Annotated in this window: 15 protein-coding genes and 1 riboswitch; of the genes, 8 read left to right on the top strand and 7 right to left on the bottom strand. The window is 59.0% G+C overall.

What is annotated here, in order from left to right; genetic code table 11:
• Nucleotides 1-130: 130 nt before the first annotated feature.
• Together IB213_RS11220 and IB213_RS11215 are read left to right on the top strand one after the other, a co-directional pair.
• Nucleotides 131-820: a Bax inhibitor-1/YccA family protein gene (locus IB213_RS11220; protein WP_191724707.1), complete on the top strand. Its 690-nt coding sequence runs from the start codon at nucleotides 131-133 to the stop codon at nucleotides 818-820.
• A gap of 100 nt (nucleotides 821-920) precedes the next feature.
• Nucleotides 921-1,289 carry a hypothetical protein gene (locus tag IB213_RS11215; protein WP_191724708.1) on the top strand — a complete coding sequence of 123 codons (369 nt, stop codon included), beginning with the start codon at nucleotides 921-923 and terminating at the stop codon, nucleotides 1,287-1,289.
• Nucleotides 1,290-1,446: 157 nt separating this feature from the next.
• Here the strand turns inward: IB213_RS11215 and rlmD are convergent, their stop codons facing one another.
• The 6 genes from rlmD to IB213_RS11185 form a co-directional block, all read right to left on the bottom strand.
• Nucleotides 1,447-2,952 carry a 23S rRNA (uracil(1939)-C(5))-methyltransferase RlmD gene (gene rlmD / locus IB213_RS11210; protein ID WP_191724738.1) on the bottom strand — a complete coding sequence of 502 codons (1,506 nt, stop codon included), beginning with the start codon at nucleotides 2,950-2,952 and terminating at the stop codon, nucleotides 1,447-1,449.
• 154 nt (nucleotides 2,953-3,106) lie between these two features.
• Nucleotides 3,107-3,553, bottom strand: coding sequence for a ribonuclease HI family protein (locus IB213_RS11205; protein WP_318244943.1), 447 nt, complete (start codon nucleotides 3,551-3,553; stop codon nucleotides 3,107-3,109).
• Nucleotides 3,554-3,562: 9 nt separating this feature from the next.
• Complete coding sequence (locus tag IB213_RS11200; protein ID WP_192406552.1) at nucleotides 3,563-4,498, bottom strand: CysB family HTH-type transcriptional regulator; 936 nt, start codon at nucleotides 4,496-4,498, stop codon at nucleotides 3,563-3,565.
• Nucleotides 4,499-4,615: 117 nt separating this feature from the next.
• Complete coding sequence (locus IB213_RS11195; protein WP_225561079.1) at nucleotides 4,616-5,089, bottom strand: VOC family protein; 474 nt, start codon at nucleotides 5,087-5,089, stop codon at nucleotides 4,616-4,618.
• Nucleotides 5,086-5,301 carry a hypothetical protein gene (locus tag IB213_RS11190; protein WP_192406550.1) on the bottom strand — a complete coding sequence of 72 codons (216 nt, stop codon included), beginning with the start codon at nucleotides 5,299-5,301 and terminating at the stop codon, nucleotides 5,086-5,088. The genes IB213_RS11195 and IB213_RS11190 overlap by 4 nt, the downstream gene beginning before the upstream one ends.
• A gap of 62 nt (nucleotides 5,302-5,363) precedes the next feature.
• Nucleotides 5,364-6,392 (bottom strand): sulfate ABC transporter substrate-binding protein, encoded by a 1,029-nt coding sequence (locus IB213_RS11185; protein WP_191724711.1) that lies wholly within the window; start codon nucleotides 6,390-6,392, stop codon nucleotides 5,364-5,366.
• A 137-nt stretch (nucleotides 6,393-6,529) separates the two neighbouring features.
• On the opposite strand from IB213_RS11185, the gene IB213_RS11180 reads away from it, so the two are divergent.
• The 4 genes from IB213_RS11180 to IB213_RS11165 all read left to right on the top strand — a co-directional run bounded on the left by IB213_RS11180 (nucleotide 6,530) and on the right by IB213_RS11165 (nucleotide 10,335).
• The gene (locus IB213_RS11180) at nucleotides 6,530-6,802 is read left to right on the top strand and encodes an oxidative damage protection protein (protein WP_191724712.1); all 273 of its coding nucleotides are present in this window, start codon (nucleotides 6,530-6,532) and stop codon (nucleotides 6,800-6,802) included.
• Nucleotides 6,803-6,917: 115 nt separating this feature from the next.
• A riboswitch (glycine riboswitch) is annotated at nucleotides 6,918-7,014 on the top strand.
• A 192-nt stretch (nucleotides 7,015-7,206) separates the two neighbouring features.
• Nucleotides 7,207-7,872 (top strand): trimeric intracellular cation channel family protein, encoded by a 666-nt coding sequence (locus tag IB213_RS11175; protein WP_287916388.1) that lies wholly within the window; start codon nucleotides 7,207-7,209, stop codon nucleotides 7,870-7,872.
• Between the two features lie 72 nt (nucleotides 7,873-7,944).
• Nucleotides 7,945-9,864, top strand: a complete 1,920-nt coding sequence (gene mnmC / locus IB213_RS11170; protein ID WP_192406548.1) for an FAD-dependent 5-carboxymethylaminomethyl-2-thiouridine(34) oxidoreductase MnmC — start codon at nucleotides 7,945-7,947, stop codon at nucleotides 9,862-9,864.
• 105 nt (nucleotides 9,865-9,969) lie between these two features.
• Nucleotides 9,970-10,335 (top strand): hypothetical protein, encoded by a 366-nt coding sequence (locus tag IB213_RS11165; protein WP_192406546.1) that lies wholly within the window; start codon nucleotides 9,970-9,972, stop codon nucleotides 10,333-10,335.
• Between the two features lie 161 nt (nucleotides 10,336-10,496).
• Here the strand turns inward: IB213_RS11165 and IB213_RS11160 are convergent, their stop codons facing one another.
• Nucleotides 10,497-10,706, bottom strand: coding sequence for a hypothetical protein (locus IB213_RS11160; RefSeq protein WP_318244944.1), 210 nt, complete (start codon nucleotides 10,704-10,706; stop codon nucleotides 10,497-10,499).
• Nucleotides 10,707-10,931: 225 nt separating this feature from the next.
• On the opposite strand from IB213_RS11160, the gene IB213_RS11155 reads away from it, so the two are divergent.
• Nucleotides 10,932-11,330 carry a BLUF domain-containing protein gene (locus tag IB213_RS11155; RefSeq protein ID WP_192406544.1) on the top strand — a complete coding sequence of 133 codons (399 nt, stop codon included), beginning with the start codon at nucleotides 10,932-10,934 and terminating at the stop codon, nucleotides 11,328-11,330.
• Nucleotides 11,331-11,734: 404 nt separating this feature from the next.
• Nucleotides 11,735-12,520, top strand: a complete 786-nt coding sequence (locus tag IB213_RS11150) for a YoaK family protein (protein ID WP_192407147.1) — start codon at nucleotides 11,735-11,737, stop codon at nucleotides 12,518-12,520.
• Nucleotides 12,521-12,789 lie beyond the last annotated feature (269 nt).

Here is a 12,789-nt window from a genome sequence, read left to right as displayed (position 1 = left end):
ACATTCCAACCTAAAACCACGCAGAAAACTGCCTTAGAAGCCAAGGTTTTGGGAACTTGTGGGTTGGCATTCGTCTCATAGAATGACTGACATAGCCGTTTCGCTATACCTACTAAGGAGAAAACACTCAATGAACCATATAAACACTTTGGACTCTGCAGGCTACGGCATCTCGCAGCAGCAGCGCCACAGAGTGCTGCGCAACACTTACTGGCTGCTGGCGCTGAGTTTGCTGCCCACCGTATTGGGCGCATGGGTGGGTGTGAGCACAGGCATTACTGCTGGACTGACCGGCTTCATGGGCCTGATCGTATTCATGGTCGGTGCCTTTGGTTTCATGTTCGCCATTGAAAAGACCAAGAACTCTGCCGCTGGCATCCCTGTGCTTTTAGGCTTCACGTTCTTCATGGGCTTGATGCTCTCGCGCCTGATTGCCATGGTGCTGGGTTTCAGCAATGGCTCGCAGCTGATCATGACCGCGTTTGCAGGCACTGCCGGCGTGTTCTTCGTGATGGCTTCTCTGGCCACCGTGATCAAGCGCGACATCTCGGGCATGGGCAAGTGGCTGTTTGTCGGTGCTCTGGTGCTGATGGTGGGCGCTGTGATCAACGTGTTTGTAGGCTCCAGCGCAGGCATGATGGCCATCTCCATGCTGGCAATCGGTATCTTCTCGGCCTACATGCTGTATGACATCAAGCAGATTCTGGACGGCGGCGAGACCAACTACATCAGCGCAACACTGGCGCTGTACCTGGACGTCTTCAACGTGTTCCAAAGCCTGCTGGCCCTGCTGGGCATCATGGGCGGCGAACGCGATTAAGCACCGTTTGCTCCACCGAAAGGCCCCTTGTGGGGCCTTTTTTCATGCTCATTCAAAGAAGGGCTTAATTTTGAAAAAGACTTGCCGATAATTGAGGGACATGCCAAACCATCACCACTCCATTCGCCCTGCTTTTTTGCTGCTTCCATTGGGGGCGATGCTGCTGGCGGGCTGTCTAGAACAAGTACCGGGCCTGGGTCCAGACCCACGCACTGTCATCCGCGAGAACGAGGCCAAGGCCATCGGCAGCGGCTGCCGGCATGCCATGCGCGGCATTGAAGACTGCTACACGCTCAACCCCAAAGCCCCTAAATCCATGGTGTTTGCCGGCTGGAAGGACATGGACGAGTACATGCGCGAGCACAAGCTAGAGGGTACGCCCTCGGTGTTCACGCAAAAGCCCGATGCACCGGCCAAGGCACGCCCAGACGAGGACATCGAGACGGAATACGCCCGCCCTCGCAGTTAAACCAAGTGTTGACTGCAACCCGCACACCTCACCATCTAACGGTAGCGGTCTAACACCCAAAGGACCACACAAAAAAGCCCGCAAGCGCATATCACGCTTGCGGGCTTTTTCACAGATCACCACCACACAGTCTTTAGGCTGCCCAGGTTCAATCAATTTAGTTCACGCGCTCAAACACGGCCATGGATTCCACGTGGGCGGTATGCGGGAACATGTTGACCACGCCAGCTTGTACGCAGCGGTAGCCTGCCTGATTGACCAGCAAACCCGTATCGCGCGCCAGCGTTGCAGGGCCACAGCTGACGTACACAATGCGCTGAGGGAACTGCCAGTTTTCATGGCCTTCGGGCAGCGGCGGCAGCACATCAGGCTGCTCTTCGCTGGGCACACCGGTTTGCTTGGCACCGGTGCGAATCTGGTGGATGTCTGCCAGTGCCTGGCACAGCGCAAAGGCACCTTCCCGGGGAGGATCGATCAGCCACTTTTCGGCATTGCCGTCGGCCATCAACAGCGCAGGCGTCATGTTGAACAGGTTGCGCCCCACAAACGTCGTAGGCGCCAGTGGGCTGCCTTCGCCACGCTGGGCGTTGTTGGCCGCGTAGTTGTCCAGGGAGCGCTGCACCAGCGTGTCCGAGCCTTCAATGCCCAGCACTTCGCGCGCTTGGGTGGCCAGCGGCAAGGTGAAGTTACCCAGGCCGCAGAACCAGTCGATCACGCGCTCGTGCTTTTGTACATCCAGCAAGCGCAGCGCACGCGTCACCAGCACACGGTTGATGTGCGGATTGACCTGGGTGAAGTCCGTGGGCTTGAAAGGCATGTGGATGCCAAAGTCCGGCAGACTGTACGACAGCTCAGGGCCGCCCTCTTGCATCTTGTGCACGGTCTCTGGGCCCTTGGGCTGCAGCCACCACTGCACATTGTGGACAGCAGCAAAGTCACGCAGGCGCTGCTGGTCGGCCTCAGTCAAAGGCACCATGTGGCGCAGCAGCAAAGCGGTAACGTGGTCGCCACAGGCCACTTCGATTTGCGGCAATTGCTCTCGCGCATCCATGCTGGCGACCAGCGCGCGCATGGGCATCAGCATGGCATCAATATGGGGGGGCAATACCTTGCAGGTTTCCATATCGGCGATGTAGCGACTCTTGCGCTCATGAAAGCCCACCAACACCTTGCCTTTTTTGATCACATAGCGAACCGACAGACGCGCACGGTAGCGGTAGCCCCAAGTGGGGCCTTCGATGGGGCGCATCATGGTTTCGGCTTTGACCTTGCCCAGATGCCACAGGTTGTCTTCCAGCACACGCTGCTTGACGGCTACTTGGGCATTGATGTGCAGGTGCTGCATCTTGCAACCGCCGCAGGCACCTTCGTGCAGCCCGGCATGCGGGCAGCCAGGCGTGACGCGCTGCGATGATTCGCGGTGAATCGCAAACAGGCTGGCGGCTTCCCAGTTGTTTTTCTTGCGGTGCACATTGGCTGTGACCAGCTCAGTGGGCAAAGCTCCGTCAATAAACACCACTTTGCCATCGGGCTTGCGGGCAATGCCTTTGGCTTCCATGTCCATGGACACCACTTCCAGCCAGCCCTCGGGCAGGCTGGGGTCGCCAGTGGGCATATCAACGTAGGGGGAATCGGGGGAAATCTTGTCGTTCTGAGCACTCATGATGGGCGACATTGTCTCAGGCTCGCAAGGCTGCAGGATATTGGCGGCAACGAAAACCTCGATCTGCGCGTACTGCGCCGCAGCGCTGCACACAGAAATACGCAGCAAAAAGGCCTTTTTTCGCTTATGCAGCCATTGCTGGCCGCTCTTGTTTTTAAGCTTCTTGTGCGCTCAGACTGGCCTGACGCGCCAGCGCATCGGCTTCGGTATTGAGGTGGCGTGGAATCCAGCGCCACTGCACCTGCTCAAATGAGTGCACCAAAGGCTGAACCACCTCCAGCCAGGGAGCCAGCCGCAAGGTGGGCCTGACGTGCACGCCCGGCACTGTCCGGGGTGCCAGCTGTTCAATCACCCATTGGCTGTCGGTATAAATGCGCAGGCTGCTGGCCCCGAGCTCCTGCGCCCTGAGCAGTCCTGCCTGCAAAGCGCGCAGCTCTGCTTCATTGTTGCAGCCCCTGCCATGCAGAACTTGCCCGATGGTGTGCTGCGAGCCGTCTGGCCCGGTCAGCACGACCCCAATCGCCATCCGCCCTGGGTTGGGCATGGCCGAGCCATCGATATGCAAGATCCAGAAATTCGGGGGTGGATAAACGCGCAGCACCAGCACACTCTACACCGGCTTTGCCCCTTGCACGGCCTGCTCCACCAGCTGACGCTGGAGTGTGGGCACAAAACTTTCAATGAAGTCGTAGGCATAGCCCCGCAGCCAGGCACCGCGGCGCAGCCCCAGCCGCGTGACATTCACCTGGAACAAATGGCCGGCATCCAGCGCCTGCAGGTGCTGGTCGCGCGCAGCATCCACAGCAATAGAAGCCACAATGCCCACGCCCATTCCCAGCTCTACGTAAGTTTTGATCACATCGGCATCCATGGCGGTTAACACCACATCAGGGGCCAGACCTTCGCGCTCAAACGCTTCATCGATGTGGGCACGGCCTGTGTAGCCTTGCTCGTAGGTAATGATGGGATAGGCCGCCAAATCCTGCAAAGTAATGGGCGCTTGCAGCTTTAGCAAAGGGTGGCCCTGCGGCAGCACTACGCTGTGCGTCCAGCGGTAGCACGGCAGCGTAACCAGCCCTTCGTAGCTGGCCAGGGCCTCCGTGGCCACGCCAATATCAGCCTCACCGCTGACCAGCATTTCTGCCACCTGTTTGGGTGAGCCCTGGTGCAAATGCAAACGCACTTGTGGGTAGCGCTGGCGAAACTCATGCACCACCTGCGGCAAGGCATAGCGTGCCTGACTGTGGGTGGCGGCAATCGACAGCCGCCCCTGTGCGCTGGCGCTGAAGTCGGCCCCCACACGGCGCAGGTTGTCAGCATCCAGCAGCAGCCGCTCCACAATGGGCAGCAGCACCTCTCCGGGTGGTGTCAGCCCCGTCAGGCGTTTGCCAGCGCGCAGAAAAATGTCCACCCCCAGCTCTTCTTCCAGCTCTCGAATCTGGCGGCTCACGCCCGGCTGCGAGGTGTGAAGTATCTGCGCCACATCGGTCAGGTTAAAGCTGCGCCGCACCGTTTCGCGTACCGACCGCAGTTGCTGAAAATTCATATAGCTTCTTATAAAAAAGCGCCTCTAGCGCCTATCCAATCCGCGCTAACAGCCAGTTTCTGCGCAGCCCTCACCACAGGCAAACTGCTGCACATCTAGCCGTTTGCCACCGCGCACTTAGCCCAGCGCCACCGCTTTCTCAGCAGTTTCTACGGGCACGCCTTGCGGCCATACAGCCCATGGCAGGGAAATTTCTGTCACCGCAGGCTGCAGCAGCTCTAGCGTGTTGCCCGCTGGGTCTTTGGCATAAAAGCGCATGCCTTCGTACACCTGCACCACCGCCAAAGCCGTGGCTCCGTGGGCCAGCAGCCGTTGATGCAAGGCATCAAGCCCAGCCACCCATAAAGCCAGGTGGCCCTGACACTCGCAAGCATGACTGGCTGCGGTGCGGGGCACCAGATCCAGGCGCTGGCTGCCTGCCATGTAACGCAGAACACGGGCTGGTGCGCAAGAGCTGCCCGCTACGCGCGGCAGGCCAAGCAGTTGCCCATAAAAACGCTCAATCTGCGCTTGCAGATGGGCTGGGTACGAAAGCTGCACATGGTGCACTCCCAGCACTGCAGCTTGCGCTGCCAAGCTGGGCGCTGTCATGCTGCCACCTGCCACCACAGCAAACCAGCACAGTTAGCGGCTAGGCTGGGCTTGCGCACCACGGCTGCAGCAATGGCACGGTGCTGCTGCGGCTGCTGCGTGCACATGCCCCACGCCTGCGCCGTAGTGCGCAGCACATGGGCTGCATGGGCGCACAGCGCTTCATGCGGCAATACGCTGTGAGCATCGGTGGGAACAAGGGTATGGGACATGGTGCGCTCCTTCAAACAATGGGTGGCCCCTAGGCCACCCTCAAGCCGCTTGCGCGGCACTGTCACTTTTTGGTGTAAATCTGGTCAAAGCTGCCGCCGTCGGCAAAGTGGGCCTTGTCCGCCTTGTCCCAGCCACCAAAGGCCTGGTCGATGGTGAACAGCTCCAGCTTGGGGAACTGCTTGGCAAAATCAGCCTTCACCTTGTCGTTGGTGGGTCGGTAGAAATTGCGTGCAGCAATTTGCTGGCCTTCATCGGAGTACAGGTACTCCAGGTAAGCCTGCGCTACTTTTCGGGTGCCTTTTTTGTCGACCACTTTGTCAACGACCGCCACGCTAGGCTCTGCCAGGATGGACAGCGAGGGCGCCACGATTTCAAACTTTTCTGGGCCAAATTCGCGCAAAGCCAGGAAGGCTTCGTTCTCCCACGCCAGCAAAACATCACCCACACCGCGCTGCACAAAAGTGATGGTGGAGCCGCGTGCGCCGGTATCGAGCACAGGCACATTGGCAAACAGCTGCTTCACAAAATCTTTGGCCTTGGCTTCATCGCCACCGTTTTTGCGTTTGGCAAACTCCCACGCAGCCAAATAGTTCCAGCGGGCACCGCCACTGGTTTTGGGGTTGGGGGTAATGACCTGTACACCGGGTTTAACCAGATCGCTCCAGTCCTTCAAACCCTTGGGGTTGCCCTTTTTCACCAGGAAAACGATGGTGGAGGTGTAAGGCGCGCTGTTCAAAGGCAGTTTCTTTTGCCAGTCCGTCGCAAGGTAGTTGCCGTTCTTGACCAAGGCATCCACATCGCCGGCCAGTGCCAGTGTGGCGACATCGGCGTCCAGGCCGTCAATGATGGAGCGCGCCTGCTTGCCTGAGCCGCCGTGGGACTGCTTGATCGCCACGTCCTGGCCCGTCTTTTCTTTCCAGTGCTTGGCAAATGCTTTGTTGTACTCCACGTACAACTCACGGGTGGGGTCATACGACACATTGAGCAAAGTGACCGGATCGGCCGCCAAAGCAGGCAGCGCCGAGAAGGTGAAGCCCGCCAAAAGGCTGAGGGCAACAGGAATCTTGATAAAGTTGCGGCGATTGTTCATTTTTGCTTTCGGGTTTTGGTTGGGACAACGGTCCTTTCACCGTTGGAACGCATTCTGAAAGCACGTCTTCAAAACTTAAACCAATAAGATTTCAGTTCGTTATTACCCAAACATCTGAAGTCGCACGAGGAACCCCCATGGCACGTACCATTCAATGCATCAAACTGGGCCAAGAAGCTGAAGGCTTGGACTTTCCTCCCTACCCCGGCGAGCTGGGCAAGCGCATTTATGAAAGCGTGAGCAAGCAGGCATGGGCCGACTGGCTCAAGCACCAGACTATGCTGGTCAATGAAAACCGCCTGAATCTGGCCGATGCACGTGCGCGCCAATATCTGGCCCGCCAGATGGAAAACCACTTCTTTGGCAGCGGTGCAGATGCTGCTGCAGGTTACGTACCACCGTCGGCATAAAGTAGGCACCCAGCACGGGTGTCGCAAAGCCCGGCCCGTAAAGTGCCGGGCTTTTTTGCGTGCGACATGCCCGCTTGCAAGATTGGGTCTTCGCGGCAGTTCATAATCGCGGCTTCTGTTTTCCGTGGGAGAGCGAGGCTGCGCAAGCGCTAGCCTCCGCCGAAGGCGCAAACTCCCATAATCGCTCAGGCACCCAGCACCACGGAACACTATCGCCGACTGGAGAGCAACCGGGGCCCTGCCAGGCCAGCCGGTTCACCGAAGGGGCAAGCGCGCGCATGACGAACATGCGCAGCGCTGAAACTCTCAGGTAAAAGGACAGCGGGAGAGGCTTACCCATGCCCAAGAAGTCACTCTTTTTTCAAGAGTGTCTTGGCTGGTGCATGGACTCACACTTTTGCGTTGTGTCTGCCCTCTCCGACTTTTTCCATTCCCTGTTCAACGTGCAGTTGGACATCATTCTCGTCATCTATGTGATCGCCATCACCGCCGAAGCCATGTCCGGCGCACTTGCTGCTGGGCGGCGCAATATGGACATCTTCGGTGTGGTGGTGATCGCTTTCGTGACCGCTCTGGGCGGTGGCACCATCCGCGACATGGTGCTGGGCAACTACCCCATTGGCTGGACCCAGCACCCCGTTTATGTCTATCTAGTGGTGTCTGCCGGTCTCTTGACCACAGTCATTGCGCGTTATATGCAACGCATGAAACATGTCTTCCTGCTGCTGGATGCAATGGGGCTGATTGCTTTTTCGCTGATCGGCAGCAACGTGGCCATCAAGCTGGGATATGACCCGCTGGTGGTCGTTATGGCCGGCATGATCACAGGTATCAGTGGCGGCATCTTGCGCGATGTGCTGTGCAACCAGGTACCCGTGGTCTTTCGCCGAGAGCTGTATGCCAGTGTGTCCATGGCCGTTTGCTTGCTTTACCTGGGCTTGCAGGCGCTGCAAGTGTCGCTGGGCATCAGCACCGCCATATGCTTTGCCGGTGGACTGGCGCTGCGGCTGGCCGCCATCCGCTTTGGCTGGCGCTTGCCTGTGTTTTCCTACCAGCAGCGCTGGGAGTAAAGGCGGCCACCCCAAGCATGCCTGTTACGGCCTGATGTGCCACTGGCGTCTACCTTATTTGCTACGTTTTTTATGTCTGAACCCTTGAACTGGCTGCCCGACGGAACCCCTTACAGCCCCCGCTTTGGTGATCGTTACCACAGCGAGCACGGCGGGCTGTCACAGGCGCAGCAGGTGTTTGTAGCAGGATGCGGCCTGCCCGCAGCCTGGGGCGGACAGACGCAGTGGCGCGTGCTGGAGACTGGCTTTGGCCTGGGGCTGAATTTTCTGGTGACCTGGGCAGCCTGGAGGGCCGATGCCCAGCGCCCCGACATGCTGCACTTCACCTCCATCGAGGCCTACCCTGTCAGCGCACAGGATCTGCTGCGCGCGGCGCCGCAAGAGCCGCAGCTGCGCCATTTGGCCGAGCAACTGGCTGCGCGCTTTTACGGGCTGCTTCCAGGTGTGCACCGGCTGAGCTTTGAAGGCGGGCGTGTGCAGCTGACGCTGTGGATCGGTGATGCACAAGCCATGCTGCGCCAGCAGCACACGGTGGCCGACAGCATCTATCTGGACGGTTTCAGCCCCAGCACCAACCCCGAGATCTGGGACACCCACACCCTCAAAGCGCTGGCCCGCCACTGCCGCCGTGGCACCCGCCTGGCCACCTGGACCATTGCACGTTCTGTGCGCGACCAACTAACGCAGCACGGCTTTGAAGTACACAAAGTACCCGGTGTGCCGCCCAAGCGCGACAACCTTCAGGCCCACTTCAACCCTGCCTGGCAGCCGCGTGCGCGCGCATCGACAGAGCCGGCACCCGTGGCTCAAGCGGGCACCGCACTGGTCATTGGTGCCGGCTTAGCCGGCTCTGCCGTGGCCCACAGTCTGGCGCTGCGGGGCTGGCGCGTCACGGTACTGGCTGCTGGCGATGCCCCGGCCGACGGTGCATCAGGCTTGCCCGCGGGCCTGTTTTGCCCACACGTCTCGCCCGACGACAGCGTGCTCTCGCGTCTGTCGCGCAGCGGCGTGCGCATGACACTGCAACGCCTGAAAGACCTGTGCGTCGAAGGCTCCGACTGGGGTCACAGCGGCGTGCTGGAGCATTGCACCGACGGCGGCACGGGCCTGCCCGCCAGTTGGGCCCAGGGCCCCGGCGCTGACTGGAGCCACGCCACCGACAGCGCCCAGCTGCAATCTGCAGGCTTGCCTGATGACACCGTGGCCTGCTGGCACGCACAGGCCGGCTGGGTACGCCCTGCCCAGCTGGTGCAGGCACAGCTGGCCCATGCAAACATTCAATTTCAGGCCCATGCACATGTGGCACGCCTGCAAACCACCGCCGATGGCGCATGGCAGGCGCTGGCCGCTGACGGCAGCACGCTGGCGCAGGCCGATATCGCAGTGCTGGCCTGTGGCCCTGCAACGCAAGTGCTGTTGCCCGCCGATACCACCTGGCCGCTGCAAGCCATCCGGGGGCAAATCACCTGGGGGCTGCACAGCCTGCACAACGCCTACGCCCTGCCGCCCTTTCCGGTCAATGGCAATGGCAACCTGGTCACCCACATTCCGCTGCCTCAAGGTCAAGGCTGGGTCATGGGTTCGACGTTTGAGCGCGACGTCACTGAGATGCCCATCTCTGCGGCCGATCAGGTGGCCGCACACACCGCCAATTACGCCAAGCTTTCTACGCTGCTGCCTGCCAGCGGTGCACCTTTGGCCCCTTGGTTTGACCCTGCCGACAGCCGCTGCCAGCCCACCTGGGGCCGGGTACGCTGCGCCAGCCATGACCGCCTGCCCATCGCTGGACTGGTCAGCCCCGCCGCACCGGGGCTGTGGGCGCTGACAGCCCTGGGCGCACGCGGCCTGAGCCTGTCTGTGCTGTGTGGCGAGTTGATTGCTGCGCAGTTGCATGGCGAGCCGCTTGCGCTGGACGCTAAACTCGCACAGCACCTGGGCACAGCACGGCTGGCTCGACAGGTGCACAAAGCCCACAACAAAAAAGAGAGCTAATAGCGCTCACCCATGCTTGTTTTCAAATACAAATATTACTCAAATCAAGCATACATCAGCGCTAACAGCTATATTTTTATTTTTACCTCTGACTTAACCTGCCCCATGTCCGCCGCACTCAAACATTCCCACATGCTGTTCGCAGTGCTCACACTGCTCGCATCCGTCGTCTATCTGGCCATGGCCTGGAAGCCCACGCCCGCAGCCAAGTCCACGCTGATTTATGTCTTTACCCGCATCTTTGGTGGCATCGCGGCCCTGACCGGTCTGGCCGTCACCTTTGTGGGCCCTTGGCAGCACATGATGTATCCGTACATTGGCCTGATTCTTTACGTCCTTCACGGCCTGAGCATTGGCTTTGCCAAACGCAGCGCAGAACCCGGCAAGACCAGCATGCGGCGCATTTTTCTGCTGCTGCAGTTCGTTGCGTTGATCGCTTTGACAGGTTTGATGCGCGCCAAGCCTTTCTAGGCACGCTGCAGCTCTCTCATCAAAAAAAGCCCCGAAGGTGTGACCTCGGGGCTTTTTTAATGCACAGCAACGACTGGGCTTTCTTTCAGAGAACTCTCAAAACGGCAAAGTCCTGCACCGCACTGCACTTTGCTGCAGCGCGCGCAAAGCCAAAGAGCCGCTCAATCTGGCACTTGCACGCCCAGTTTGGCCAACTTGGCAGCAAAAGAATCGCGGCGCTTTGCAGCTTTGGCTGCAGTATCTACAGCGGCCTCGATCGCTTTGGGACCCTTGTTAGCCACGGTTTTGATCAGGTCATGTTTTTTGGATGCATCAGCTGCCGCCCTGCGGTAGGTAGCTATCAGTTCGGCATGGTCAGCGGGGTGAGTCACAATGATCTCCATATAGAGCAACAGCGCGCATTGTCACGCTTTGCGCCGCTAGCGCTGGTCAGCACTCTTCAAAAATCACAGGGGCGCACACGCCTGTCCGGCATCGCAACGCGGCTTGCATATGCAGCAAGCACAGCGGCGCAAACAGCATTTGCGCAGATGAGACACCAAAACGACATCCATCGCTCACAACATCGCGATACTTCCTGGTGTTAGGAGGATTGAATGCACCAAGAACTTCAGTGCTTTATGTACCACAGCGAACTGGCTCCAACCGCAGAGCTCAGCTGTGTGGCGGACATTGTGAAAACAGCGCGGGATTTCAATCAGCTCCATGCCATCACTGGAGTGCTGATATTCGATGGTCAACGTTTTGCCCAGTACATCGAGGGAGAGGCTCAGGCCATTGACTTTCTCATAGGGCAACTGGCCCGCGACCCCCGGCACATCAACTTCACCCCCCAGCACAATGGACCACGCACAGACAAGCGCTGGTTTCCGAGCTGGTCAATGGCTTATGTACTGCTAGAGAGCACCGATCCACTGGGTGAAATGTCTTGTCTTTGCGGTGCATCTGCGCTGGAAAAACTTCAAGAACTGTTGCCCGAACTGGACTTTGGCTAGCGCGCGTGGCAAGCCACAAGCGCAATCCCGCCATCCCACCTGCTGAGGTCCAGCGTTCAGCCCCACAAGGCGCACTTACGGATGCCTGGGGCGTGTTCTTCTTGTGTTCTCTTGTCTTGTGTTCTCTTGTTCAGCTGCGTGTAGTTGCGTGTAGCGGCATGTGCCACATGCTTTCATTGTGGCAACCAGCAACTATGCATTGCCTGGCCTGAAAAACACAGTGCTGCGCCTGCAGCCAAAGCGCCACCCCATCCGACGTGGCCCTGCCCAGATGGCAGCGCGAGCAGCACTTGTTTGCATATCTGAACCACCTGCAGGATCCATCCACGACCGCCCCCGAGCAGACCACGCATACAAGTTGGCCGACAATCGTCGGCATGCAATTAGGTTCGTGGAGCTTTGTGATGCGCAGATTTCGCCACCTTACCAACCGCCACCGGTCACGTTCAACCAACGTGGCTCTCGGATGGCTGCTTGCTTTCAACGCAGGTGCCGTCAACGCCGGCGGCTTTCTGGTGCTGAGCATGTACACCTCACACATGACAGGATTTGCGTCGCAAGTGGCTGACGGCCTGGTGATGGAGAACGGCAAGCTGCTTTTGAATGCGCTGGGCGCCATCCTTGCATTTACCGCAGGCTCTGCCGTTTGCGCCATGCTGGTCAACTGGGGGCGACAGCAGCGCCTGCACAGTGTGTACGCCCTGCCCCTGATGCTGGAAGCGTTGATGCTCTTCCCCTTCGGGCTGATGGGTGCGGCCACACTTTCCTGGAACACCCCCTTTGCCGTGCCACTGACGGTGTTGCTGCTGTCTTTCATGATGGGGCTGCAAAACGCAGTCGGCTCTAAAACATCGGGTGGCAGTACACGCACCACGCACATGACCGGAAATTTCACAGACCTGGGCATGGAAATTGGCAAGATGATTTTCTGGCGGCGTCACGCACTGGCCCGCTCAGCGCAAGCAGTGCCTGTACTGCACGACTGGACGCGCATGCGCACTTCAGCAGGGCTGATTGCCATGTTTGTGCTGGGTGGCATCACGGGTGCACTGGGGTTTAAGCACGTAGGGTTCTTCTGTGTTGTTCCACTGGCGGCTTTGTTACTGGCGCTTTCGGTGCCACCGTTTTTGCGTGATGCAGCTCGTTCCAATCAGTTGCTGGCAGCGTTGTTTGAAAAAAAGAACCCGTAGCAAAGTTGCCCAACCCTCTGCCCCGTTCATCCATCCCATCCTGCCTTTTGCCTTTTGCCTTTTGCCTTTTGCCTTTTGCCTTTTGCCTTTTGCCTTTTGCCCCACAGGCTCACTCCGCACACAGCGACAAAGCCCTCAGCACAAAGAGCACGCAAGCATCCGGCTGCGCCCACTGACGGGCAAGAACCCACAGACGCACCGTCGCAGTTGCAGTCAATGGGCGGTATAAACAGCCATCCACAATGTCGTTACTTGACCAGGAGAGCTTG

This window comes from Comamonas sp. CMM02, from assembly GCF_014851485.1.
GTDB lineage: Bacteria > Pseudomonadota > Gammaproteobacteria > Burkholderiales > Burkholderiaceae_C > Comamonas > Comamonas avium.
This window is presented reverse-complemented; position numbering and strand designations above follow the sequence as displayed.

Coding starts and splice junctions, on each gene's coding strand:
- mnmC (WP_192406548.1), top strand. CDS start 7,945: ATGTCTGAACCCTTGAACTGGCTGCCCGACGGAACCCCTTACAGCCCC.
- IB213_RS11190 (WP_192406550.1), bottom strand. CDS start 5,301: ATGTCCCATACCCTTGTTCCCACCGATGCTCACAGCGTATTGCCGCAT.
- IB213_RS11185 (WP_191724711.1), bottom strand. CDS start 6,392: ATGAACAATCGCCGCAACTTTATCAAGATTCCTGTTGCCCTCAGCCTT.
- IB213_RS11220 (WP_191724707.1), top strand. CDS start 131: ATGAACCATATAAACACTTTGGACTCTGCAGGCTACGGCATCTCGCAG.
- rlmD (WP_191724738.1), bottom strand. CDS start 2,952: ATGAGTGCTCAGAACGACAAGATTTCCCCCGATTCCCCCTACGTTGAT.
- IB213_RS11195 (WP_225561079.1), bottom strand. CDS start 5,089: ATGACAGCGCCCAGCTTGGCAGCGCAAGCTGCAGTGCTGGGAGTGCAC.
- IB213_RS11150 (WP_192407147.1), top strand. CDS start 11,735: ATGCGCAGATTTCGCCACCTTACCAACCGCCACCGGTCACGTTCAACC.
- IB213_RS11215 (WP_191724708.1), top strand. CDS start 921: ATGCCAAACCATCACCACTCCATTCGCCCTGCTTTTTTGCTGCTTCCA.
- IB213_RS11165 (WP_192406546.1), top strand. CDS start 9,970: ATGTCCGCCGCACTCAAACATTCCCACATGCTGTTCGCAGTGCTCACA.
- IB213_RS11200 (WP_192406552.1), bottom strand. CDS start 4,498: ATGAATTTTCAGCAACTGCGGTCGGTACGCGAAACGGTGCGGCGCAGC.
- IB213_RS11155 (WP_192406544.1), top strand. CDS start 10,932: ATGCACCAAGAACTTCAGTGCTTTATGTACCACAGCGAACTGGCTCCA.
- IB213_RS11180 (WP_191724712.1), top strand. CDS start 6,530: ATGGCACGTACCATTCAATGCATCAAACTGGGCCAAGAAGCTGAAGGC.